The organism is Janthinobacterium sp. CG_23.4 (genome assembly GCF_029892305.1).
Taxonomy (GTDB): domain Bacteria; phylum Pseudomonadota; class Gammaproteobacteria; order Burkholderiales; family Burkholderiaceae_D; genus Janthinobacterium; species Janthinobacterium lividum_D.
Genome location: NZ_JARXUX010000001.1, coordinates 4,016,615 through 4,039,332, shown reverse-complemented (window position 1 = coordinate 4,039,332; position 22,718 = coordinate 4,016,615). Strand labels below are relative to the sequence as shown.

Annotated in this window: 21 protein-coding genes and 2 tRNA genes; 12 read left to right on the top strand and 11 right to left on the bottom strand. The window is 61.7% G+C overall.

The genetic code is table 11. From position 1 onward, the window contains the following. Positions 1 to 29 precede the first annotated feature (29 nt). The 4 genes from H4V96_RS18115 (at position 30) to H4V96_RS18100 (ending at position 4,114) form a co-directional block, all read left to right on the top strand. The gene (locus H4V96_RS18115; RefSeq protein WP_280721098.1) at positions 30 to 887 is read left to right on the top strand and encodes a ChaN family lipoprotein; all 858 of its coding nucleotides are present in this window, start codon (positions 30 to 32) and stop codon (positions 885 to 887) included. A gap of 147 nt (positions 888 to 1,034) precedes the next feature. Beyond that, positions 1,035 to 1,730, top strand: coding sequence for a fumarylacetoacetate hydrolase family protein (locus tag H4V96_RS18110; RefSeq protein WP_196855027.1), 696 nt, complete (start codon positions 1,035 to 1,037; stop codon positions 1,728 to 1,730). Positions 1,731 to 1,810: 80 nt separating this feature from the next. Continuing rightward, on the top strand, positions 1,811 to 2,134 hold the full coding sequence (locus H4V96_RS18105; protein ID WP_010401238.1) for a thioredoxin family protein: 324 nt from the start codon (positions 1,811 to 1,813) through the stop codon (positions 2,132 to 2,134). A gap of 693 nt (positions 2,135 to 2,827) precedes the next feature. Next, positions 2,828 to 4,114: an MFS transporter gene (locus H4V96_RS18100; RefSeq protein ID WP_010401237.1), complete on the top strand. Its 1,287-nt coding sequence runs from the start codon at positions 2,828 to 2,830 to the stop codon at positions 4,112 to 4,114. A 227-nt stretch (positions 4,115 to 4,341) separates the two neighbouring features. On the opposite strand, the gene H4V96_RS18095 is transcribed toward H4V96_RS18100, so the two are convergent. The 5 genes from H4V96_RS18095 to H4V96_RS18075 form a co-directional block, all read right to left on the bottom strand. After that, a tRNA-Met gene (locus H4V96_RS18095) sits at positions 4,342 to 4,418 on the bottom strand. A gap of 61 nt (positions 4,419 to 4,479) precedes the next feature. Further along, a tRNA-Met gene (locus H4V96_RS18090) sits at positions 4,480 to 4,556 on the bottom strand. A 390-nt stretch (positions 4,557 to 4,946) separates the two neighbouring features. Then, positions 4,947 to 5,894, bottom strand: a complete 948-nt coding sequence (gene miaA / locus H4V96_RS18085; RefSeq protein WP_196855028.1) for a tRNA (adenosine(37)-N6)-dimethylallyltransferase MiaA — start codon at positions 5,892 to 5,894, stop codon at positions 4,947 to 4,949. Positions 5,895 to 5,992: 98 nt separating this feature from the next. Then, positions 5,993 to 7,900 carry a DNA mismatch repair endonuclease MutL gene (gene mutL / locus H4V96_RS18080; RefSeq protein WP_196855029.1) on the bottom strand — a complete coding sequence of 636 codons (1,908 nt, stop codon included), beginning with the start codon at positions 7,898 to 7,900 and terminating at the stop codon, positions 5,993 to 5,995. 119 nt (positions 7,901 to 8,019) lie between these two features. Then, positions 8,020 to 8,958: a peptidylprolyl isomerase gene (locus H4V96_RS18075; RefSeq protein WP_196855030.1), complete on the bottom strand. Its 939-nt coding sequence runs from the start codon at positions 8,956 to 8,958 to the stop codon at positions 8,020 to 8,022. Positions 8,959 to 9,227: 269 nt separating this feature from the next. On the opposite strand from H4V96_RS18075, the gene H4V96_RS18070 reads away from it, so the two are divergent. Beyond that, positions 9,228 to 9,878: a VTT domain-containing protein gene (locus H4V96_RS18070; protein ID WP_010401229.1), complete on the top strand. Its 651-nt coding sequence runs from the start codon at positions 9,228 to 9,230 to the stop codon at positions 9,876 to 9,878. Between the two features lie 98 nt (positions 9,879 to 9,976). On the opposite strand, the gene H4V96_RS18065 is transcribed toward H4V96_RS18070, so the two are convergent. Continuing rightward, a complete protein-coding gene (locus H4V96_RS18065) occupies positions 9,977 to 10,186 on the bottom strand; it encodes a hypothetical protein (protein WP_261980864.1) in 210 nt (69 codons plus the stop codon). Here H4V96_RS18065 and H4V96_RS18060 point away from each other — a divergent pair. Next, complete coding sequence (locus tag H4V96_RS18060) at positions 10,185 to 11,090, top strand: carbonic anhydrase family protein (protein ID WP_261980865.1); 906 nt, start codon at positions 10,185 to 10,187, stop codon at positions 11,088 to 11,090. The genes H4V96_RS18065 and H4V96_RS18060 overlap by 2 nt on opposite strands. Here the strand turns inward: H4V96_RS18060 and H4V96_RS18055 are convergent. Genes H4V96_RS18055 through tsaE form a run of 3 tightly spaced genes read right to left on the bottom strand, consistent with a single transcriptional unit; the run spans position 11,082 to position 13,811 of the window. Further along, positions 11,082 to 11,945, bottom strand: a complete 864-nt coding sequence (locus tag H4V96_RS18055) for a D-hexose-6-phosphate mutarotase (RefSeq protein ID WP_280721097.1) — start codon at positions 11,943 to 11,945, stop codon at positions 11,082 to 11,084. The genes H4V96_RS18060 and H4V96_RS18055 overlap by 9 nt on opposite strands. Before the next feature lie 13 nt (positions 11,946 to 11,958). After that, positions 11,959 to 13,359: an N-acetylmuramoyl-L-alanine amidase gene (locus tag H4V96_RS18050; RefSeq protein ID WP_043462737.1), complete on the bottom strand. Its 1,401-nt coding sequence runs from the start codon at positions 13,357 to 13,359 to the stop codon at positions 11,959 to 11,961. Further along, a complete protein-coding gene (tsaE, locus tag H4V96_RS18045) occupies positions 13,323 to 13,811 on the bottom strand; it encodes a tRNA (adenosine(37)-N6)-threonylcarbamoyltransferase complex ATPase subunit type 1 TsaE (protein WP_010401224.1) in 489 nt (162 codons plus the stop codon). The genes H4V96_RS18050 and tsaE overlap by 37 nt, the downstream gene beginning before the upstream one ends. An 88-nt stretch (positions 13,812 to 13,899) precedes the next feature. On the opposite strand from tsaE, the gene queG reads away from it, so the two are divergent. Beyond that, positions 13,900 to 14,991 (top strand): tRNA epoxyqueuosine(34) reductase QueG, encoded by a 1,092-nt coding sequence (queG, locus tag H4V96_RS18040; RefSeq protein WP_196855032.1) that lies wholly within the window; start codon positions 13,900 to 13,902, stop codon positions 14,989 to 14,991. A gap of 209 nt (positions 14,992 to 15,200) precedes the next feature. Here the strand turns inward: queG and H4V96_RS18035 are convergent, their stop codons facing one another. Both H4V96_RS18035 and H4V96_RS18030 read right to left on the bottom strand, forming a co-directional pair. Further along, positions 15,201 to 15,785 (bottom strand): response regulator, encoded by a 585-nt coding sequence (locus H4V96_RS18035; RefSeq protein ID WP_196855033.1) that lies wholly within the window; start codon positions 15,783 to 15,785, stop codon positions 15,201 to 15,203. A 25-nt stretch (positions 15,786 to 15,810) separates the two neighbouring features. After that, positions 15,811 to 17,844, bottom strand: a complete 2,034-nt coding sequence (locus tag H4V96_RS18030) for a PAS domain S-box protein (RefSeq protein WP_029496656.1) — start codon at positions 17,842 to 17,844, stop codon at positions 15,811 to 15,813. 129 nt (positions 17,845 to 17,973) lie between these two features. Here H4V96_RS18030 and H4V96_RS18025 point away from each other — a divergent pair, with 129 nt between their 5' ends. From H4V96_RS18025 to H4V96_RS18005, 5 genes are all read left to right on the top strand, one after another. Then, entirely contained in the window at positions 17,974 to 18,981 is a 1,008-nt protein-coding gene (locus H4V96_RS18025; RefSeq protein ID WP_196855034.1) for a TRAP transporter substrate-binding protein, read from the top strand. 116 nt (positions 18,982 to 19,097) lie between these two features. Next, a complete protein-coding gene (locus tag H4V96_RS18020) occupies positions 19,098 to 19,670 on the top strand; it encodes a TRAP transporter small permease (protein WP_010401214.1) in 573 nt (190 codons plus the stop codon). Then, positions 19,667 to 20,947, top strand: coding sequence for a TRAP transporter large permease subunit (locus tag H4V96_RS18015; RefSeq protein ID WP_010401213.1), 1,281 nt, complete (start codon positions 19,667 to 19,669; stop codon positions 20,945 to 20,947). The genes H4V96_RS18020 and H4V96_RS18015 overlap by 4 nt, the downstream gene beginning before the upstream one ends. Positions 20,948 to 21,438: 491 nt before the next feature. Further along, positions 21,439 to 22,368: a site-specific tyrosine recombinase XerD gene (xerD, locus tag H4V96_RS18010; RefSeq protein ID WP_196855035.1), complete on the top strand. Its 930-nt coding sequence runs from the start codon at positions 21,439 to 21,441 to the stop codon at positions 22,366 to 22,368. A gap of 80 nt (positions 22,369 to 22,448) precedes the next feature. Then, positions 22,449 to 22,655: a hypothetical protein gene (locus H4V96_RS18005; protein WP_010401211.1), complete on the top strand. Its 207-nt coding sequence runs from the start codon at positions 22,449 to 22,451 to the stop codon at positions 22,653 to 22,655. Positions 22,656 to 22,718: the final 63 nt, after the last annotated feature.

The following is a 22,718-nucleotide window of genomic DNA, read 5'->3' as shown; positions in this document are numbered from 1 at the left end:
CGCATCGCCACCTGAGGATACCCGTTGACATGAAGACTGTGATTTTCCGCGCCGGCGCGCGTGCCGCCTTGCTGTGCGGCATGCTGGCGCTCGCCGCTTGCGGCGGCTTGCTAAAGAAGACAGCGCCGCCCGCTCCCACACCCGTGGCTGACACTTTGCCTAATCCGCAAGTGTTGCTGCTCGGTGAAGTGCCTGACAATGTGCAAGGCCACCGTCTGCGCGTCGAGGAGTTGCGGCTTCGCCTGGCCGCTGGCTGGCGTCCCGTGATTGTCATGCAGCAGTTCGAGCGCGAAAACCAGGCCTTGCTGACGCGCGCCGCGCGCGATTGCGCCGATCCCGATTGCATCATCCGCGTGATGGAACAGCCGCGCTGGGACTGGAGCTTGTACCGGCCCCTGCTGGACCTGGTGATCAGCTATCAATTGACTCTGGTGGCCGGCAATTTGTCGCCGGCCGATGCCTCGCGCATCGTGCGCGACGGCATCCAGTGGGCCATGCCGCCCGCCATGGTTGCCACGTACCTGGCCGTGCCCGTGCCTGCCGATATTTTGGAAGGGCAACAGAAGGAAGTCCAGGCGGTGCGCTGCAATATGCTGCCCGACATGATGCTCAAAGGTGTCGTTAATGCCCAGGTGGCGCGCGATATCTGGATGGCTAAGCTGATCCGCGACCAGGCGCCGCGCGACGTGGTGCTGATCGCCGGCAATGCGCATGTACGCAAGGATATCGGCGTGCCCCGCTGGCTGAAGCTGGCCGAGCCGCAACTGAACGTGCGCAGCATCGGCTACCTGGAGCAGGGCGGCAGCGGCTACAAGGGTACGTTTGACCTGACGCAAACGATGCCGGCGCAGCCGCGACCGGACCCATGCGCTAGGTTCAAGCAATAGGCGTTGTTGCGGGCTCTGCTGCCGCTGCAGAGCCGCCCAGGAATGCCGAAGTCATGTTGGCGTAAAATGAAGGGTAGGGCGCATGGGGTGCTGCGGTGCCCCTTTTTTTCTCGCCGTCTTTTTCTGCCGCGCCAATCAGGAGTTTTCATGTCGTATGTCATTCCCGCGCCCTTGCAAGCGAGCGTACCGGTCACCGGTAGCGTTGACAGCTTCCCTGTTCACCGCCTCTATTGTGTGGGCCGCAACTATGTCGAGCACGCCAAGGAAATGGGCCATACGGGCCGCGAGGCGCCGTTTTTCTTCATGAAGCCAAACGACGCCATACTGCCCGTGCCAGCCGGCACGACGGGCGAGTTGCCGTATCCGGCGCAAACGCAGGATTTCCAGCATGAGATGGAACTGGTGGTGGCCATCGGCAAGGGCGGCAGCGATATCGGCGTGGCCGATGCGCTGAGCCACGTCTGGGGGTATGCGGTAGGCCTGGACATGACGCGGCGCGATGTACAGAACGCAGCGAAAAAGCAGGGTCGTCCATGGGAGACGGGCAAGGCCTTCGAGCACTCGGCGCCTATCGGTGCCATCACGCCGGCCGCGCTGGCCGGCGATGTCAAGCATGCTGCCATCACCTTGCATGTGAATGGTGAGCTGCGTCAAAGCAGCAGCATCGACATGCTGATCTGGAACGTGGCAGAAACCATCGCCGATCTGTCGCGCTATTTTACCTTGCAGCCGGGCGATCTGATCTACACGGGCACGCCAGCCGGCGTAGCGGCCGTGCAGCGCGGCGACGAGTTGCTGGGTGCCATCGATGGCCTCGATACCTTGCGCGTCAAGATCGTGTAAGGCATGCTGGCGCACGTCACGGCAAGCGCGCCTGGCCTGGCATCGCCCTGTGGCTTAGCATTTTGTATCAAGGAGATGTCATGCTGAGCGACACTTATTCTGTAGAGCAACCGACGCGCACCGAGATCGACGCCCTGGCGGGGCCGGCCCTGCTGGAATTTGGCACTGGCTGGTGCGGCCATTGCCGCGCCACCGAGGCGCCGCTGGCTGCCGCGTTTGCGCAGCACCGCGAGCTGGCGCACCTGCGCGTGGAAGACGGCCCCGGCCGCGCGCTGGGCCGCGCGTTCCGGGTGAAACTGTGGCCGACCTTGATCTTTCTCAACGATGGTCAGGAAGTGGCGCGCCTGGTGCGTCCGCTCGACAGCGCAGAGATCGCCAGGGCGTTTGCCCTGATCGCGGCGTAACTGGCTTGCATAGTCTTGCCGCACTGCAGCACTGCGCGTATCATAAGGCGCTTACAGCAAGATCAACCGCATCCTCCGGGATGTCGGCGCGATCATCGCCGGTCCGCTCCACCCGGAGGGGCCGCAGGCATGGATTCACCACAAATGACCGATGCCGCGATGCCGACGCGTCGGTCTGGTACGGAATGGCTGGCGATACGCCGCGCCTGATACACGTCGCCCACCCCCTGACGACTTTCCTGCCGTGCCCCGGGTGACCGGATGGCGCACGACCGTTGTTTCTCTAAACTAGCACGGATCACGGCGCGATGACGCGCATAGGCTCATTGTTGCTTGTCGTTTTATGGCTTTATATAGCGTTATACGGCGTTAGCTGTCCTTGTTTTTCATGATGGGCGGCATATTGCGACGTAGAAGTAGTTTGCGAATTTGATGGCGAATTGGCAGCAAATACGTGTGCGTACAGTTATGATATGGCAACAATGCGCCTCGGCAAGCGTTGGCAACGATGGTAAATTTATGCTGAGCAGAAGCCGATGTGCTGCACGGCGGCTATCGCGCAGCAATGCGCCGCTGACGAATGTCAGCAATCATAATCATTGTCCGTCGCTTACTGATCACCGTGCTGTGCTGCTGCCTGAAAAACATCCAGAGAATGGCCTTTAGACACCCCCTCCCCAAGGAGCGCAGTAAATGAGCACCCCTCCCAAGAAAAATTCCCCCGGCACCGTGCTGTTCGCCAGCCTGATCGGCACCACCATCGAGTTCTTTGACTTTTATATCTACGCCACCGCCGCCGTGCTGGTGTTCCCGAAACTGTTCTTCCCCGCCGGCGACCCGTCGGCCGCCGTGCTGCAGTCGCTGGCCACGTTCGCCATCGCCTTCTTTGCACGCCCCATCGGCTCGGCCGTGTTTGGCCACTTCGGCGACCGCATCGGTCGCAAGGCCACCCTGGTAGCAGCCTTGCTGACCATGGGGATTTCCACCGTTATCATTGGCTTGCTGCCGACGTATGCGGCCATAGGAACCCTGGCGCCGTTGTTGCTGGCGCTGTGCCGTTTCGGCCAGGGTCTGGGTCTGGGTGGCGAGTGGGGCGGCGCAGTGCTGCTGGCCACCGAGAACGCGCCGCCGGGCAAACGCGCCTGGTACGGCATGTTTCCGCAACTGGGCGCGCCGATCGGCTTCTTCCTGTCGGGCGGCATCTTCCTGCTGCTCAGCGAAACCATGACCGATGCGCAGTTCTTCAGCTACGGCTGGCGCATTCCCTTCCTGGCCAGCGCGCTGCTGGTCATCGTCGGCCTGTATGTGCGTCTGAAGATCACGGAAACGCCGGACTTCCAGAAGGTCATCGACAAGAACGAAGTCGTCAAGTTGCCCGTCGCCACCGTCTTCCGCCAACATGGCCGCATGCTGTTCCTGGGCACCATCATCGCCCTGGCTACTTTTGTGCTGTTTTACCTGATGACTGTGTTTGCCTTGAGCTGGGGCACGACCAAGCTCGGCTTCACGCGCAAGGAATTTCTCATCGTGCAGCTGTTTGCCGTGCTGTTCTTTGCCCTGACGATTCCATTGTCAGCCGTGCTGGCTGACCGCCGTGGCCGCCGCGCCACCTTGATCTGGGTCTCCGTCGCCATTGCCCTCTTCGGCCTGGTGCTGGCACCCATGTTCGGCTCCGGCGTGACGTGGGAAGTGACCGTCTTCATGGCTGTCGGCCTGGGCCTGATGGGCATGACCTACGGTCCGCTGGGCACCATGCTGTCCGAGCTGTTTCCACCTGAAGTGCGTTACACGGGGGCGTCGCTGACGTTCAACCTGGCCGGCATCCTGGGCGCCTCGCTGGCGCCGTACATCGCCACCTGGCTGGCCACCAACCATGGCTTGCACTACGTGGGCTATTACCTGTCGCTGGCGGCCGTGCTGACCCTGGGTGCGCTGCTGATGGTGGGCAAGCCGCGCGCAGGCAAGGAAGCCTGGGAATAAGCGCCCGCTTTAGCTGAATCCTTCGCAAGCTGGCACGGTGTTGAAAGCGTATGAATGAGAATCTTTCATCGCAAGTGCCAGTGGCGGCTTGTCATCATCTCCTGTGCATGTGGATGGCGCGGCTGTTGCGCGCAGGGTGCACGCGAGGCGGTGCCTGAAACGAAAAAACCCGCCGCTGCACGGTGCAGTGACGGGTTTTCGGTGCTGCTAATGGTGCTGCTAATTCTTGGTGGTGATAGGTGGACTTGAACCACCGACCCCAGCATTATGAATGCTGTGCTCTAACCAACTGAGCTATATCACCAAACAGACCGGTCAGACCGGATGCTGGTTGTGATCATGGCGACTGCATGATCGTTGTTCTTTGGTGGTGATAGGTGGACTTGAACCACCGACCCCAGCATTATGAATGCTGTGCTCTAACCAACTGAGCTATATCACCCAACAGCCGAGCATTATCCAGTCTTCCCATTTCCTTGTCAATGCCGCTGATGAAAAATCTGTGGATTTTTCGTGATGGTTTGCGGCTATGATTATTTTTGTAATGGCGTCAGCAAGGGCTGGATCTGCGCCAGCATGGACGAGGCCGGATCATTAGCCAGGCAGTCGATGGTGATGCGCTCCGGCATGGAACGTAACCGAAGTCGAGCCTAGCGCCTGGTCAGTTGTTGTGTGGCGACGCTTTGTGGCGACGCTTATTTCAGCAAGGGGGCAATTTGTGCCAGCATGGAGGAGGCCGGATCAGTACCCAGGCAGTCGATGGTGATGCGCTCCGGCATGGAACGTAGCCGAAGTCGAGCCTAGCGCCTGGCCAGTTGTTACGTGGCGACGCTTATTTCAGCAAGGGGGCAATTTGTGCCAGCATGGCGCTGGCCGGATCATTAGCCAGGCAGTCGATGGTGATGCGCTCCGGCATGGAACGCAGCCAGGTGAGCTGGCGCTTGGCCAGCTGGCGCGTGGCGATGATGCCCGTCTCGCGCAAGGTGGCGCGGTCGATGCGGCCATCGAGGTATTCCCAGGCCTGTCGGTAACCCACGCAGCGCATCGAGGGCAAGCCAGGATGCAGGTCGCCGCGTCGGCGCAGCTGCTCCACTTCGTCGAGCAAGGCGTCATTGTTCAGCATGACGTCGAAGCGCGTGGCGATGCGCGCGTGCAGCACGGCGCGGTCCGACGGTTCCAGCGCGAACGACTGCAGCTGGAATGGCAGCACGGTCTTTTCGCGCAGGGCCAGCAGGGCCGACATGGGTTGGCCGGACAGGGCGATGATTTCCAGTGCGCGCCCGATGCGTTGTGCGTCTTGCGGCGCCAGGCGCGCAGCCGTGATGGGGTCTTGCTGCGCCAGACGCGCATGCATGGCGGGCCAGCCGATGGCGGCCGCGTCCTCTTCCAGTTGGGCGCGCAAAACGGGATCGGCGCCGGGCAAGTCGTCGAGGCCATCGGCCAGACCCTTGAAGTACAGCATGGTGCCGCCGACCAGCAGCGGCAGCTTGCCGCGTGCCGTGATTTTGCTCACCAGGCGCAGGGTATCGGTGCGAAACTGCGCCACCGAATAGGCATCGAGCGGGTCGATGATGTCGATCAAATGATGTGGTACGGCGGCCAGTTCTTCTCGCGACGGCTTTGCCGTGCCGATATCCATGCCGCGGTAGACGAGGGCGGAATCGACGGAAATGATCTCGGAAGGAATGGCTTGCGCGATGGCCAGTGCGCTGGCTGTCTTGCCGCTGGCCGTGGGGCCCATGATGGCGACGGCCAGGGGAAGGTGTGGAGTGTTTTGCATGTTGACTTTTGTAAGGTGATGCGTAGGTCGGCTTAGCGCAAGCGTAAGCCGACGTGATGCCGCCGTTGCAGTGTCGGATTACGTTGCGCTAATCGGATCTACTGGCCGCGCAGGAATAATTTGTCTAGCGCATTGATCTCGACCTGCACCCACGTGGGCCGGCCATGGTTGCATTGGTCGGCGCGTTCCGTGCTCTCCATCTGGCGCAGCAGGGCGTTCATTTCCTGTACCGACAAGATGCGGTTGGCGCGCACGGCAGTGTGGCAGGCCAGGGTGCCCAGCAATTCGTTCTGGCGCTCGATCAGCACGCGCGAACCGCCGTATTCGCGCACGTCGCGCAGCACGTCGCGCGCCAGGGTTTGTGCATCGGCGTTTTTCAGCAGGGTCGGCACGCAACGCACGGCCAGGGTGGTAGGCGACAGGGCGGCGATATCGAAGCCCAGCGCCTTGAGCGTCTCCTGGTTTTCATTCGCCGTCGATACTTCAATCGCATCGGCATAAAAGGTCACGGGTATCAGTAGCGACTGCACCTGCATGTCTTGCCCCGACACTTGCGCCTGCAGCGCGTTTTTCAGCTGTTCGTACAGGATGCGCTCGTGCGCTGCGTGCATGTCGACCAGCACCAGGCCCTTGGTGTTTTGCGCCAGGATGTAGATGCCATGCAGCTGGGCCAGGGCGAAGCCCAGCGGGTATTCTTCGCGCGCCATCGCTTCGGGTGTGGCGATGTAGGGCTGTACCTGCGTGATCGGCGAAGCTGCGGCGGCGCCGCCGAACAGGGCACCGTAGGCCGCCGTGTCCTGGGCGATGCCTGGCGCCTCGGCAAAGAAGGGGCGGGCCGCGCCGGGCGAGGTGGGCGCGAAGGTATTCGTAAATTGCGCGCCGAACGAGGTTTGCGTCTGCTCGCGACGCCAGATGCCGGGGCCACCGGAAGCGGCGCCAGTGTCGGCTCCACCCAGGCCGGCAGCGGCCGGCAGGGGGGCTGGCGCGCTACCGAAGGCCGTTGCCGACGTTTGCGCCAGCGCGCGCTGCACTGCGTGGAAGACAAACTGGTGCACGGAGCGGCTGTCGCGGAAGCGCACTTCGATTTTCGACGGGTGTACGTTGACGTCGACCAGGGCCGGGTCGAGGTCGAGCGCCAGCACGTAGGATGGGAAGCGGTCGCCATGCAGCACGTCCTGGTAGGCCATGCGTACTGCGTGCACCAGCAACTTGTCGCGCACGAAGCGGCCATTGACATAAAAAAACTGGCCATCGGCGCGCGCCTTCGATGCCGTCGGCAAACCGGCAAAGCCGTGAATGCGCAAGGTGCCGGCCGATTCGTCCAGCGCCAGGCGTGCCTCGGCGAAGTCATTGCCCAGGATATGCGCGCTGCGCTTGGCCAGTTCGCTGATATTCCACTGGTCGATGGTGCGCCCGTTGTGCGACAGCGAAAACGCCACGTCTGGCCGCGCCAGGGCGATGCGACGCACCACTTCGGCGCAGTGGCCGTACTCCGTCTGTTCTGATTTGAGGAACTTGCGTCGCGCCGGCGTGTTGAAGTACAGGTCCTGCACGTCGACCGTGGTGCCGTGCGAGCCGGACGACGGCGCGACACTGCCGTTGTGCGAGCCGACGATTTCCCATGCGTGCGCCGCGTCTGCCGTGCGCGAAGTCACGGTGACGGCGGCCACCGAGGCGATGGACGCCAGCGCCTCGCCGCGAAAGCCCAGCGTGCCCACGTTTTCCAGGTCGTGCAGGGAAGCGATCTTCGAGGTGGCGTGACGCGCCAGGGCCAGCGGCAGCTGATCTTTATCAATGCCGCGGCCGTTGTCGGTAATGGCGATACGTTTCACGCCCCCTTCTTCCAGGCGCACCGTGATTTGCGTGGCGCCCGAATCGAGCGCGTTTTCCAGCAATTCCTTGACCACGGCCGATGGCCGCTCGACCACCTCGCCAGCGGCGATTTGCGAAATCAACTGGTCAGGCAAGGCCTGGATCGGGCGGTGGGGCGTGATGGGAGCGTTCATGCTGCGATTATAACGGGTTCGCAAGGGGGGGGCGCTGCTGTGCTGATGCCTGAAACCCAAAACGAAGGCCGGGGTCGTACCCTCAGGGTACGACCCCGGAATTTGCCCTTCGGGTTGAGTTATTTCCCCACCTCCCGCACCGGTATCGGCGCATTGCACAGGTCGACGTGGCCAGCCGTGACCTTGCTCCAGGGGCCACCACGGTGACGCTGCGCTTCCAGCGCGGCCTGGTAAGCGGCGCTGTCGGTGCGCATCACTTGCAGGTTCGTGCGCTGTGCGTAAGGTAGGCTGGCGGCCAGGCGGATGGCCGTGATCGGCACGTTTTTCTCGGCGCTGTCATAAAAGCCCATGGGGCCGGTACCGCGTGGCAGGGTCGACAGCAGCGCCATGCCGGAGACGACCCGGCCGACGACAGTGATGTCGCGGTCCAGGTGGCGCGGCGACTGCCCGATGACAGCGTACAGTTCCGTGCCGCCGCCGCTATCGCTGGCGCTGTCGCGGCCCACGCCCACGCTGGCGTAGCAATGCGTGAGCCAGGCCGTGCCGGTTTTCGGGTCGCGCGCGGACGGGAAACCGTTTGAATGGCCCACCTGCGGTGCATAACCATCAAGGTCCGGCAGGCGCGTGAAGCTCTTGATGTTTTTCAAGGGCGCGGTAAATTCGCCGGGCAGGGTGCGCTGTGCATGCAAGATGGGCTTCGGGTTTTTCTCGTTCGGATCGCCCCACTGCGCCACCCAGTTGTCCTGCGCGCGCGTGATGGCCAGGCCGTCGTAATACTGTTCTGCCACCAGGGCCTTGATATTGGCCACGTGCTTGGGCGCGAACTCGGGTGCCAGCTCGATCACCACGCGGCCGGCGGGAATGTCCATGTACAGGGTGTTGTCCGGGTCCAGCGCACGCCAGTCCGATGGTGTCGAAGCCTTGATCACGTCGGCGAGCGTTGCCTTGGCGGGCAGTTCGGCGGGCGCCTTGATCTGGATGGGCGCCGCATGGGCGGACAACTGGGCCAGGCCCAGCACGCTGGCCAGCGTCAGGCCGTTGAGTGGATGCAGATACATATTCTCTCCTGGTCGGCGCGGATTGCACCGGTCAGAAAGTGTAGACTGGAATGGCAATATTTCGTACAAAAAACTTTGTACGCGTCCAACAGGGCATGCGCGCAGCAAGACTGGCCTGTGCAAGTTGGCGCGGGTAGTTCCTTAACCTTTACTTAAATTGCCGGATGCTCAAGGGCAGCACATAATTAATCCTGAAATATCGGGCCGGAGACTGCCGTTGCGCTGGCCGGGTGGTGTATGATTCCGCCGCTACCTTTAGGGAAAAATATATGGATTTTGTGCAATTCCTCGACATGATCGTGCATGTCGACAAGACGCTGGGTCTTTTGATCGAGCAGTACGGTACCCTCGTGTATGCAGTGCTGTTTGCCATTATTTTTTGTGAGACCGGCCTCGTGGTGCTGTTCTTCTTCCCTGGGGATACCTTATTGTTTATCGCCGGCGCGTTTTGCGCGACCGGACAGATGCATCTGGGCTTGCTGATTGCCTTGCTGGTGACGGCGGCCGTCACGGGGAACACGCTCAATTACTGGATAGGCGAGGCCATCGGGCAAAGGGTGTTTACCCACGATTACCGCTGGATCAACAAGGATGCCATGCGTCGCACACATGAGTTCTTTGAAAAGCATGGCGGCAAGACCATCATCCTGGCGCGTTTCGTGCCGGTGGTGCGCACCTTCGCCCCCTTCGTGGCCGGCATTTCCGACATGACGCACGCGCGCTTCCAAATGTACAATGTGACGGGCGCCCTGTTGTGGGTGGTTGGCCTGGTGACGGCCGGTTACTTCTTCGGCAATATCCCGTGGATACGCGACCACCTGACCTTGATCGTACTGATCGGTGTTGGCGCCGCCGTCGTGCCGGTGGTACTGGGCGGCATGTGGAAACTCTACAAGCGCATGCTCGGCAAGTCGGCTTAAGCGCTCATCGATCCGGGGCAAGCGCGCTGTGGCACAGCCCGCAGCGCGCCCCGGATTCGCTTATTCTTCTCTGCATTCCTGCTTTGCCTCCCCCTGATTCAAGTTTTGTTGCTTTCCAGCCGTAAACCAGAAGGTATTCTCACTTTCTGGATTTCCATGCGACATTTGAGCGCCCTGTTAGCTTGCAGCCTTGCCGCGATGGCGGTCATGGCAAGCGCCAAAGATGCCCCCGCTTCGGCGACCGCCGCCGCATCAGCGTCAGCGTCAGCGAGCGCGCCCATGTCGGCGTCGGCGCGCGCGGCCGCCATGAAAACCCTGACCGAATCGGTCAAGGGCAAGGGCAAGGAGAGCAAGGCGCCTGTCGTCGTCGCGCCCACCGCGCGCGAGAAGGAAGAAGCAGCCGAAGTCGACTTGTCCGAACGTATCGCGGCGCGCCTGGCAGAAATGCGCGCCACCCAGGCCGCCCGCGCCGCCGCCCGCGCCAAGCGCGCCACCGTGGTGAAAGCGGCACCGCCACCACCACCTTCCGTGCCGCGCGCCACGCACTGGTCGTACGAGGGCGACAGCGGCCCGGAAAACTGGGGCAAGATCAATGTCGACTGGGCCAGGTGCGGCAATGGCAGCCGCCAGTCGCCGATCGATATCCGCGATGGCATGAAGGTGGAACTCGAACAGATCAGCTTTGACTATCATCCTTCGTCGTTCAATGTAGTCGACAATGGCCACACGGTGCAGGTAGGGGTGAGTGGCGGCAATTACATCACGGTGCAGAACCGCATGTTCGAGCTGCAGCAATTCCATTTCCACCGCCCGTCCGAAGAACGCATCAACGGCAAGGCCTTTGAAATGGTGGTGCACCTGGTGCACCGCGACGCGGAAGGCCGGCTGGCCGTGCTGGCGCTGCTGCTGGAACGCGGCGCGCCGCAGGCGACCATCCAGACCGTGTGGAACAATCTGCCACTGGAAAAATTCCAGACCATGCAGCCCACCATCTTGCTTGACCCGGCCGAGATGCTGCCGACGCGGCGCGATTACTATACTTACATGGGATCGTTGACGTCGCCGCCTTGCAGCGAAGGCGTGCTGTGGCTGGTGATGAAGCAGCCGGTGCAGGCATCGCCAGCGCAGATGGCCTTGTTCAGCCGTTTGTATCCCTTGAATGCGCGGCCAATCCAGCCCGCTAATGGGCGCATCATCAAAGAATCAAATTGAGGTGGGATCAGACCCGGCGGGTTTGACCTCAATGTGCTGGTGGCCGGTCCATTCGGCGCCGGCAGCGAGCATATCGGGCTCGATCAGTGCTGGCTCGATGCAGATGAAGCGCTGGTATTCGTCGTCGGCCAGGTCGGGCAGGGCGGCCGCGTCTTGCGCGCCCGGATTCCACACGACGGCATCGGTAAAGCCCTGCTGCTCCAGGCGCAGGGTATGGCTGCCCGATTGCAGGTGCATGGCCCCCGGCAACTGGTAGTAGATGCGGTCCAGTTTGTCGTCGAATTGCAGCCACTCTTGCGCCTGTAATGCCTCTTGCGGCGTGTCGTCCGAATAGCGCACGCGCTGCAGGCCGCCAACGCGCGCCAGGCTCAATTGATCAATCGCGAAATAGCTGTGCAGGGCAGCCGAGAACGCAAACGCCTGCTCGCCCGTGTTGTGCACGGATAGACTCAGCTGCAGCGATTGGCCTCGCACTGCCACGCGCAGGCGCAGGGTGAAGGCCCTTGGCCAGGCGGCGCCGATCGCCTCCGGCAGGTCCGTGTGGTGCAAAACAAATTGCGCATAGGCGGCGCCATCGGCTTCGCCGCTGGCTTCCAGCTGCCAGTTTGCCACGCGTGCAAAGCCGTGGCGCATGCCCGTGCCGCGCGCGCCGAATTGCGGAAAGATCACGGGTACGCCGCCGCGGATGGCGCGGCTGCCGTCGAGGCTTGAGGCGCGGCTGCAAAACAGGCGCTCCTGGCCGTCGCTGGTTTGCCACGACACCAGATGGCCGCCATACAGGGTGACGCTGGCCTGCGCGCCATCGGCGGCGCGGATGGTCACGGCCGGCAGCTGGCCAAAAGTGCTCTTGCTCATGCGGGTGTCCATGTCAGGTCAGGCGGCTTTTCGCCAGCGGTGGATTCTTGGCAAAGTAATTCTTGATGCCCGTGACGATGGCGTCGGCCAGCTGGTCCTGGTAGACGTTGTCGGTCAGCTTGGCCTCTTCTTCCGGATTCGAGATGAAGGCCGTCTCGATCAGGATGGAAGGGATGTCGGGCGCTTTCAGCACGGCGAAGCCGGCCTGCTCGACGGAGCCCTTGTGCAGGCGGTTGATGCCGCCGATTTCGCGTAGCACAGCCTTGCCCAGCTTCATGCTGTCATTGATCTGCGCCGTCGTCGACAGGTCGAGCAGCACGCTGGCCAGCTGCTGGTCGTGGTTTTTCACGTTCACGCCGCCGATCAGGTCGGCCTGGTTTTCCTTGTTGGCCAGCCAGCGCGCAGCCGTCGAGGTAGCACCCTTTTCGGACAGCACGAAGACGGACGAGCCACGCGCCGTCGGCTGGATGAACGCGTCGGCGTGGATCGAGACGAACAGGTCGGCCTGTACCTTGCGCGCCTTTTCCACGCGCATGCCCAGCGGGACGAAGAAATCGGCGTCGCGCGTGAGCATGACGCGCATATTGCTTTGCAGTTCCAGCTTTGTTTTCAGGCGTTTGGCGATGGCCAGCACCACGTCTTTTTCGCGACTGCCCCTGCTGCCTAAGGCGCCAGGATCCTCGCCGCCATGGCCAGGGTCGAGCGCGATGGTAATCATGCGCAGCACTTTCTGGCCCGGCAGCGGACGCGCTTCGGGGCGCTGTTCCGGACGCATATTGGGCAGCGGCGGCACCAGCGGCGCGACCGGTGGCGCCACTGCGGCCAAGGGCGGCTTGCCGCTGTCGGGCAGGGGTAGCGCCGGTGGCGGCGTATGCGTGCCGGACATAGAAGGCTTGGCCGGGTCGCTCGACCAGTCGCCCTTTTCGATCATTTGCGCGATCAGGTCCGGCTCGCGCACGGGATACAGATCGAAGATCAGGCGGTGGTTGTAGGAGCCGGCCGGCGGCAGCGTAAACAGCTGCGGCGTGACTTCTTCCTTCAGGTCGAACACCAGGCGCACCACGTTGGGCCGGTTCTGGCCCACGCGCACCTGCTTGATGTACGGGTCGTTCGACTGGATCTTCGCCACCAGGCCTTTTAGCGTGGGATTGAGTTCCAGCCCTTCGATGTCGACTACCAGGCGTTCGGGGTCCTTGACGATGAAGTGGGTCGCCTTGAGGATGCTGTCGTTCTCCAGCGTGACGCGGGTATAGTCCTCGGCCGGCCAGACGCGCACGGCGAGAATTTGCGCTGCCATCGCTGACATGGGCGCGAACACGGACAACAGCAGTGTGCCGCCGGCCTTGAGTGCCGTGCGCCGGGTGATGGGCGAGGAGATCAAAGGTTGGGGGCGAATTTGAGACGGTGAAGGCATGACAGACCCAATTCAGAAGACGCTTGCAATTCTACATTACGTCCCGACCCCGCAACGCTCAAATACACATTCAGGTCCGCCGGCGGCAGCACCGGTTCGGCTTTCTCCGGCCATTCGACGATGCAGATATTACGCCCGTCGAAGTCTTCGCGAAAACCGGCGTCGAGAAACTCCTCGGCGCTGCCCATGCGGTACAGGTCGAAGTGGATGACGTTGATGGACTGGCCATCGAGCTGCACGGTGTACGGTTCGGACAGCGTATAGGTAGGGCTTTTGACATGGCCCGCATGGCCGGCTGCGTGCAGCAGGGCGCGCGTGAGGGCAGTCTTGCCGGCACCGAGGTCGCCGTGCAGGTAGATTGCCAGGCCAGGCGCCAGCGCGCGCGCCAGCGCGGCGCCCAGCGCGGCGGTACCGGCTTCGTCGTGGAGGTGGGCTTTGAAGTGTTCGGTCATTGTCGATTGGTGTGAGTAATATCGCATAAAATAGAGGCTGCTGTCATTGTAACCGCCCGCGCGCCTGCCGTTTTCCGTAAAGTCCCCTATGTCCGCCACCGTCACCGATCTCGCCGCCCTGGCGCGCACCATTAAAGAATGGGGGCGCGAGCTGGGTTTTGCCGAGGTGCGCATCGCCGATGTGGATTTGTCGCACATGGAAGCGCCCTTGCAAGCCTGGCTAGCCGCAGGGTATCACGGCGAAATGGATTACATGGCCAGCCACGGCATGAAGCGTGCGCGTCCAGCCGAGCTGGTGCCGGGCACGGTGCGCGCCATCAGCGCGCGCATGAATTATCTGCCGCCGGCGCTGGGCCAGGATTGGCGCGCGCACGAAGCAGCGCGCGATGCTGACCCCACGGCCGCCGTGATCTCCGTGTATGCGCGCGGCCGCGACTACCACAAGGTAATGCGTTCGCGCCTGCAGCAGCTGGCCGAGCGCATCAAGGGCGAGATCGGTGACTTCGGCTACCGCGTCTTCAGCGATTCGGCGCCCGTGATGGAAGTCGAACTGGCGCAAAAGGGCGGGCTGGGCTGGCGCGGCAAGCACACCTTGCTGATCAATCGCCAGGGCGGTTCCTTCTTTTTTCTCGGCGAGATCCTCATCGACGTGCCGCTGCCCGTCGACCCTCCGGAAACGCCACGCTGTGGCCAGTGCTCGGCTTGCATCACGGTGTGCCCGACGCAAGCCATCCTGGGGCCGCACCAGCTCGATGCGCGCCGCTGTATCTCTTACCTGACGATCGAATTGAAGGGCGCCATTCCCGTCGAGATGCGCCCTTTGATCGGCAACAAGGTGTATGGCTGCGACGATTGCCAGACCGTCTGTCCGTGGAACAAGTTCGCCCAGCGCGCCGTGGTGCCCGATTTCGATGAGCGTCACAGCCTGGGCAGCGCCGGCATGCTGGAACTGTTCGCCTGGACCGAAGAGGAATTCAATCGCCGCATGGAAGGCAGCGCGATCCGCCGCATCGGCCACGAACGCTGGCTGCGCAACCTGGCCGTCGGCATGGGCAATGCGGCCGCCAAGGCCAAGGGCCAGGAGGACATCGTCGCGGCCCTGCTATCGCGCCGCGAGCACCCGTCGGCCATCGTGCGCGAGCACGTGGAATGGGCGCTGGCCCTGCACGGCATCGCTTAGACTTCACCTGGACCTCGCCTAGACCGTGACACCATCGGCTGCGCGCAAGCCTGCTTCAAGCATCAGGCACGCCTGCGCCGCCGGCAGGCGCAGCGCAGCTGCATGATGACTGATGGACCTGCCTGAGCCCCAAAGCGAAGACTGGGGACGGACCCTGAGGGATTCGGCATCCCCGTCCGACCCCGGCGTCAAGAACTTGGGTTTGAGATTTACTTCAACAACCCCGCCAGCTCCACCGCCGTCTTGACCTGCATCTTGTCGAAGATATGCGCGCGGTGGACTTCCACGGTGCGCATGCTGATGCCCAGCTTGTCGGCCACCACCTTGTTCATCTTGCCCGCCAAAATCAGCTCCAGTACTTCGCGTTCGCGCGTCGACAGGGTGGCCAGACGCGCGTGCACGGCGGCCAGCTCGCCCGCCTGGCGCGAGTTGGCCAGGCCCAGTTGCACGCGGTCCATCAGGTCGTTGTCGTTGAATGGCTTTTCAAAGAAATCGAAGGCGCCGCGCTTCAGGCTGTCGACGGCCATCGGCACGTCGCCGTGGCCGGTGAGAAAAATGACGGGCAGGCGCGCCGTCAGGTCGCGCTTGACCAGCTGGTCAAACAGGGCGATGCCGTTCATGTCGGGCATGCGCACGTCGAGCAGCACGCAGTCGCCGGCGGCGTCGAAGCTGCCGTCGAGGCTATCGAGGAATTGCTGGGCGCTGGCGTAGATGCGCGCCTCGATGCTGCGCGAGGCGGCCAGCCAGGACAGGGAGTCGCGTACGACCTCTTCGTCATCGATGATGTGTAGCATGGTGTCTCCGGCTCGTCGTTATTCGTTATTCGTCAGTGCTTGGTGCTTGGTGCTGCGGGCACGGCGCAGCCGGCACGCTGAATGTAAAGATCGTACCGCCAGCAGGGTTGGTGCTGAAGGTCAGCGCGCCGCCGTGAAATTCGATGGCGGTGCGGCAGATGTTCAGGCCCATGCCCATGCCTTCGGATTTGGTCGAGAAAAATGGCGAGAACAGCCGCTCGGCCACGTCTTGCGCAATACCATGGCCATGGTCGATCACGTCCACCGTCACCATGCCTTGCTGCGCATCGTGGCTGGCCCGCAGGCGCAGGATACGCCGTCCGGGCGCGGCATCCTGCATGGCCTCGATGGCGTTGCGCGTCAGGTTTAGCAGCACTTGCTCGATCATCACGGGGTCGGCGCGCAGCAGCGGCAGGTCCGGTGGCAGGTCTTCCTGGATACTGACATAGTATTTGCGCGCCTGCAGGTCGATCAGCGCGCGGATGCCGTCGATCAGGGTGCGGATGGCGATATCCTGGCGCTGCGGCTCGCTCTTGCGCACAAAATCATGCACGCTGCGGATGATCTGGCCGGCCCGTTGCGCTTGCGCGCCGGCCTGTTCCAGCGCCGGCTTCAGGGTGTTCGGATCAACGGGCGCGCCATGCTCGATGGCGCGCTGGATCAGGTTCAGCGCGCCCGTGGTGTAGCTGGAAATTGCCGCCAGCGGCTGGTTCAGTTCATGCGCCAGCATCGAGGCCAGCTCGCCCATGGTGGCCAGGCGCGAACTCGTTTGCAGTTTCTCCTGCTGCTGGCGATTCAGTTCCTCGACCCTTTTTTGCTCCGAAATGTCGAGCACGGAGCCCATCCATCCTGTTTGCTGGCCATTCTTGTCCACCAGCGGCGCTTCGAAGATCAGCACGGGCACGCGCGTGCCGTCGGGGCGCTGGAAATAGGTTTCGAACTGCGGTGTGGCATTGCCGGCCATCGCCTTGACGAAGCGCTGCTGGTATTGCTCAAGTGCTTCCGGTACCCAGTAGGGCATGGGCGGCAGGCAGCCCAGGATTTCCTCGGCCGGGTAGCCAACGATCTGGCAGAACGCCGGATTCACATACGTGACGCGGCCTTCCAGGTCGCGCGCGCGCATGCCCGTCACCAGCGAGTTTTCCATCGCCGTGCGAAACAGCATCTGCTGGCGCAGTGCCCCTTCGGCCACCAGACGGCGAGAAATATGTCGCCACAGGGCCAGCAAGCTCCACAGCAAACCCAGCGACAGGGCAATAACCGAGCCGACCAGCAAATTGGGTAGCAGCTTGGGCTGGCTTTTCACGCTGTCGGTAAACAGGATAATGTTGGCGCCGGGCACATCGAGCGCGCGCTTGTGCGTGTACACGCCGTGACCGGGACCGGCGGCGGCGCGTCGCGCCAGCACCTTGTCGTCACGGTCGATCAGTGAAATCTGGTTATCCTGGGCGAACCACCACGGTACCATTTCATCGAGCAGGCTGCTGATTTGGTAGGTGGCCACCAGGCTGCCCACATAGCGCTGGCCATCGAACAGGGGCTGGTAGTAATCCATCAGCATGGCGCCTGGCGGCGCGTCGGGAAAGCCGCTCTGCTGCGCCGGCTGCGCATATTGGCCCCGGTGCAAACGGCGCGCATTGTCGGACGCCGTCAGCGAGGCCGGTGAAAACGATACGGCAGGGGGCAGGCTGTTGTCGCTGCTGGCCAGCATCTTGCCGCTGGCGTCGAGCCACAGCACGCGTTGCAATTCGCGGCCATTGCGCAGCATCTGCTGCAGCCGTTCGTGCACTTTTTCCGTACCCAGCGAGGCGCTGGCGATATCGACGCCCAGGTTAAACAGGCTTTCCTCGTTGCGCGCCAGTTGAAAGCGGATGGTTTGCTCCACCCACAGCGTGTCGGCGATGAGCTGCTCCTGGCGCTCGTTGCTCTCCATCTGGCGCGCCTGCCAGGGCAGCCAGAACAGGATGGAGAGGAACAGCAGCAGCAGGATAACGGGCAGCAGCCAGCGCATCGGGCTCGATAGCTTGAAGCGGCGCGCAAGGGTGGGGGGTGTCGGCATGGCTGGCAGGGTAGCGGCTTATCGGCAGCCGGCTATTGTGGTTAACCACAATAGCCGGGGCGGTTTCTTTGTCAGAGTATCGAATTAGACAAATAATAAAGTGTTCTTAAAACCATTGAGGAGACAAGCATGCAACTGCCACAAATGAAAACCCTGTTCGTCGCGCTGTGCGCCGCCATCGGCACCACCGCCGGCGTTCACGCCTACGCGCAAGCGCCCATCGTCATCAAGTTCAGCCACGTCGTGGCCACCGACACGCCGAAAGGCCAGGCCGCCGAGCGTTTCAAGCAGCTGGCCGAAAAAGCCACGAATGGCAAGGTCAAGGTCGAACTGTACCCGAACAGCCAGCTGTACAAGGACAAGGAAGAACTCGAAGCCCTGCAACTGGGCGCCGTGCAAATGCTGGCGCCATCGCTGGCCAAGTTCGGCCCGCTGGGCGTGAAGGAATTCGAAGCCTTCGACTTGCCCTACATCTTTCCTACCAAGACGGCCTTGTACAACATCACCGAAGGCGAAATCGGCAAGAGTCTGCTGAAAAAGCTGGAGCCCAAGGGTATCACGGGCCTGGCCTACTGGGACAATGGCTTCAAGGTGATGTCGGCCAACAAGCCTTTGCACAACCCGGCCGACTTCAAGGGCTTGAAAATGCGCATCCAGTCGTCCAAGGTACTCGACGCGCAGATGCGCGCGCTGGGTGCCAATCCGCAAGTGCTGGCCTTCTCGGAAGTGTATCAGGCGCTGCAGACGGGCGTGGTCGACGGCACGGAAAATCCGCCATCGAATATGTATACGCAAAAGATGCATGAAGTGCAAAAGCACGTGACCGTGTCGAACCACGGCTACCTCGGTTATGCCGTCATCGTCAACAAGAAATTCTGGGATGGCTTGCCGCCCGATATACGCGCGCAGCTGGAAAAAGCCATGCGCGAAACGACCACGTTTGAAAAAGCCATCGCCCAGCGCGATAACGACCAGGCCATCGACGCCATCAAGAAAGCCGGCAAGACGCAGATCTATACCTTGACGGCGCAGGAACAGGCGGAATGGCGCAAGGCCCTGGCGCCCGTGCAAAAGGCCATGGAAGCGCGCATCGGCAAGGATCTGATCTCGGCCATCAACAAGGAAAGTGCGAAGTAAGTCGCGCTGGCTGCGCCTTCCGGCGCGGCAGGCAGGGCAGCCCCTGCCACTTGCATGAACCGCTCCTGCGCCTCCTGCGCGGGAGTGCGTGTACCCGCATTCTTTGAAAGTCCACCATGAAATTTCTGGATCATCTGGAAGAGTGGCTGATTGCGTCCCTGATGGGCGCCGCCACCTTCATCATTTTCGTCGCGGTCGTGCACCGCTACCTGGCAGGCCTGCCGATACCTGGCCTGCAAGACTTCCTGATACAAATCAACACCAGCTGGGCCCAGGAACTGTGCATCTACATGTTTGTCTGGATGGCCAAGTTTGGCGCCGCGTATGGCGTGCGCACCGGTATTCACGTGGGCGTCGACGTGCTGGTCAACCGCATGAACCCGCGCTGGCGCGACCGCTTCATCGTCTTTGGCCTGGCCGCCGGCGCCCTGTTTACGGGCATCGTCGGTACCTTGGGCGCCAGCTTCGTGTGGTCGATTGGCCACACGGACCAGACCTCGGCCGACATGGAAGTGCCGATGTGGCTGGTCTATCTGGCCGTGCCGCTGGGTTCCTACCTGATGTGCTTCCGCTTCCTGCAAGTGATGGTGCATTTCATCCAGACCGGCGCTTTGCCAAAACATGACCATTCGCATGTCGAGGGGCTGGAAGAAGAATTGACGGCGGAAGAAAAAGGAGCCAAGGCATGAACGCGCTGATTATTTTTGTGTTGCTGCTGGCGCTGATGCTGACCGGCATGCCGATCTCCATTTCGCTGGGCCTGACGGTGCTCACTTTCTTGTTTACCATGACCAGTGTGCCCATCGAGTCGGTGGCCCTGAAGATTTTCACGGGCATCGAGAAGTTCGAGATCATGGCCATTCCATTTTTTATCTTGGCGGGTAACTTCCTCACGCATGGCGGGGTGGCGCGGCGCATGATCAACTTCGCCAGCTCCATGGTCGGTCACTGGCATGGCGGCCTGGCGCTGGCTGGCGTGATGGCCTGCGCGCTGTTTGCCGCCGTTTCCGGCTCCAGCCCTGCCACGGTGGTGGCGATTGGCTCCATCATCCTGCCGGCCATGGTCAAGCAGGGTTACCCACGCGGCTTTGGCGCCGGCGTCATCACCACTTCGGGGGCGCTGGGCATCCTGATTCCACCGTCGATCGTGATGGTGATGTATTCCGTCAGCACCAACACCTCGGTGGGCAAACTGTTCATGGCGGGCGTGATTCCCGGCTTGATGCTGGCCATGCTGCTGGGCTTGACCACGTGGTTCCTGGCGCGCAAGAACAACTATCCGCGCATGAAGAAGGCCAGCTGGAAGGAGCGCTTCGTCACGTTCAAGAAGAGCGCCTGGGGCTTGCTGCTGATCGTCATCGTCATGGGCGGCATCTACTCGGGTGCCTTCACGCCGACCGAAGCGGCTGCCATGGCTGCCGTGTATGCCTTCATCATTGCCGTCTTCGTCTACAAGGACTTGAAGATCAAGCAAGTGGGCAAGGTCTTGCTCGATTCGGCCGCCATGTCGGCGATGCTGTTATACATCATCACCAATGCCGTGCTGTTCTCGTTCCTGATGACCAGCGAAAACATCCCGCAAGCGATGGCCGAGTGGATCACGGGCAAGGGCTTGGGCGTGATCAGCTTCTTGCTCGTAGTGAACGTGCTGCTGTTGTTGGCTGGTAACGTCATGGAGCCGTCGTCCATCGTGCTGATCATGGCGCCGATTTTGTTCCCCGTCGCCATGAAGCTCGGTATCGATCCTGTGCACTTCGGCATCTTGATCGTGGTCAATATGGAGGTCGGCATGTGCCATCCGCCGGTGGGCTTAAATCTGTACGTGGCGTCCGGCATCACCAAGATGGGTATCTCGGAGTTGACCGTGGCCGTGATGCCATGGCTGATGACAATGCTGGCCTTCCTGATGCTGATTACTTACGTACCACAAATCTCGCTGTGGCTGCCAAATTTAATTTACAACTAAAATGGTTGTCCCCGTCATGGCGCAAAAAAAGTCGATTCCGCCGAATATATGCGCTATGATGGGGCGCCTTGAGGGGAAAAACGTCTATGCTTATGCGTCTCGGTAGCAAGGCTGAAATGCAGAATTGGTAACAAGCTTAGTGGGGGAGTGGTCTATAAAAACGGTATTGATGCCGGGGATATATTGAGGAGACACACGTTTCACAGAAGTCGTTGGGTCATCGCTGTCTGCGGCCACAAGTCGGCACAGCTGGGCTCAAACGACCGGGAACGTGAAGCAATATTTGAAGCGCACCGACGGTGCGCTTTTTTTTCGTGCGCGGATAACGTCCGCCCATCTGCCCGCAGACGGTGCATAATCGGCAGCGCGTACCAAGCGCATGAAGTTGTATATTTGCCACACTTAAACTTTAATTAGTAGATGAAAAAACAACAGGGTAGTGCGCTGTTCAGCGCCATCGTGGCCGCGCCATTTGGCGCCATGGGCATAGGATGGTCAAAACGATCATGAACAGCCTGCTGGCACCCGATAATACGACACTCATCGATGAATTCTGCGACAGCCTGTGGCTCGAGGATGGCTTGTCGAAAAACTCGCTCGACGCTTACCGGCGCGATATGCGTCTGTTCGCACGCTGGCTGGAAGTGGCGCGGCCCGGGCGCGAGAGCCTGTACGAGGTTTGCGCGGCCGATATCGCAGCGTATTTCGCCGCCCGCCACGACGAGAGCAAGGCGACGTCGTCGAACCGGCGCTTGTCCGTGCTCAAGCGCTTTTACCAGTTGGCCCTGCGCCACAAGCATATCGCCGCTGACCCCTGCCTGAAGATGGTCTCGGCCAAGCAGCCCGCGCGCTTCGTGCATGCCCTGAGCGAAGCGCAGGTGGAAGCGCTGCTGGCGGCGCCCGACGTGAGCACGCCGCTGGGCCTGCGCGAGCGCACCATGCTCGAACTCATGTACGCGAGCGGCTTGCGCGTGTCGGAACTGGTGGACTTGAAGTCGGTGGAATTGAGCTTGAACGATGGCGTGCTGCGCATCACGGGCAAGGGTAGCAAGACGCGCCTGGTGCCGTTCGGAGAGCAGGCGCGGCTGTGGATCGAGCGCTACCTGAAGCAGGCGCGCGGCGTGATCCTCGATGGCCAGATGGATGATGCGCTGTTCGTCACGCGGCGCGGGGGCGCCATGACGCGGCAAATGTTCTGGGTGCTGATCAAGAAACATGCGATGCATGCCGGCATCACGGCGCCGCTGTCGCCGCACACCCTGCGCCACGCATTCGCTACGCATTTACTGAACCACGGCGCGGACTTGCGTGTGGTGCAATTGTTACTCGGGCACTCCGATATTTCCACCACGCAGATTTACACGCATGTGGCGCGTGAACGGTTGAAACTGCTGCATGCCCAGCATCATCCGCGAGGCTAAACATTTGGTGTTTGCTCTAACTACGTCATAATGTGTCTTATGTGCTGATCTGTAACATCTAAAAACTAAAGAGGTAGTAAATGGCCAAGACAAATTTCCAATACGAAAAACGGCAAAAAGAGCTGGAAAAGAAGAAGAAAGCCGAGGAAAAAGCCAGGCGCAAGCTGGAAGCGAAAAACAATCCCAAGCCAGCTGACGGCAGCGAGGGCGATGAGCCGGACGCGGACGACGCTGATGACGCCGCAGATGCGCCGGCCGAAGGCGACGCGCCCGCCCAGCCGCAGTAATCGCCTGTCCTTGGTGACCGGTGCGGCCACGCCGCGCCGGCATCTCTTCGTTCTACCTTCTAC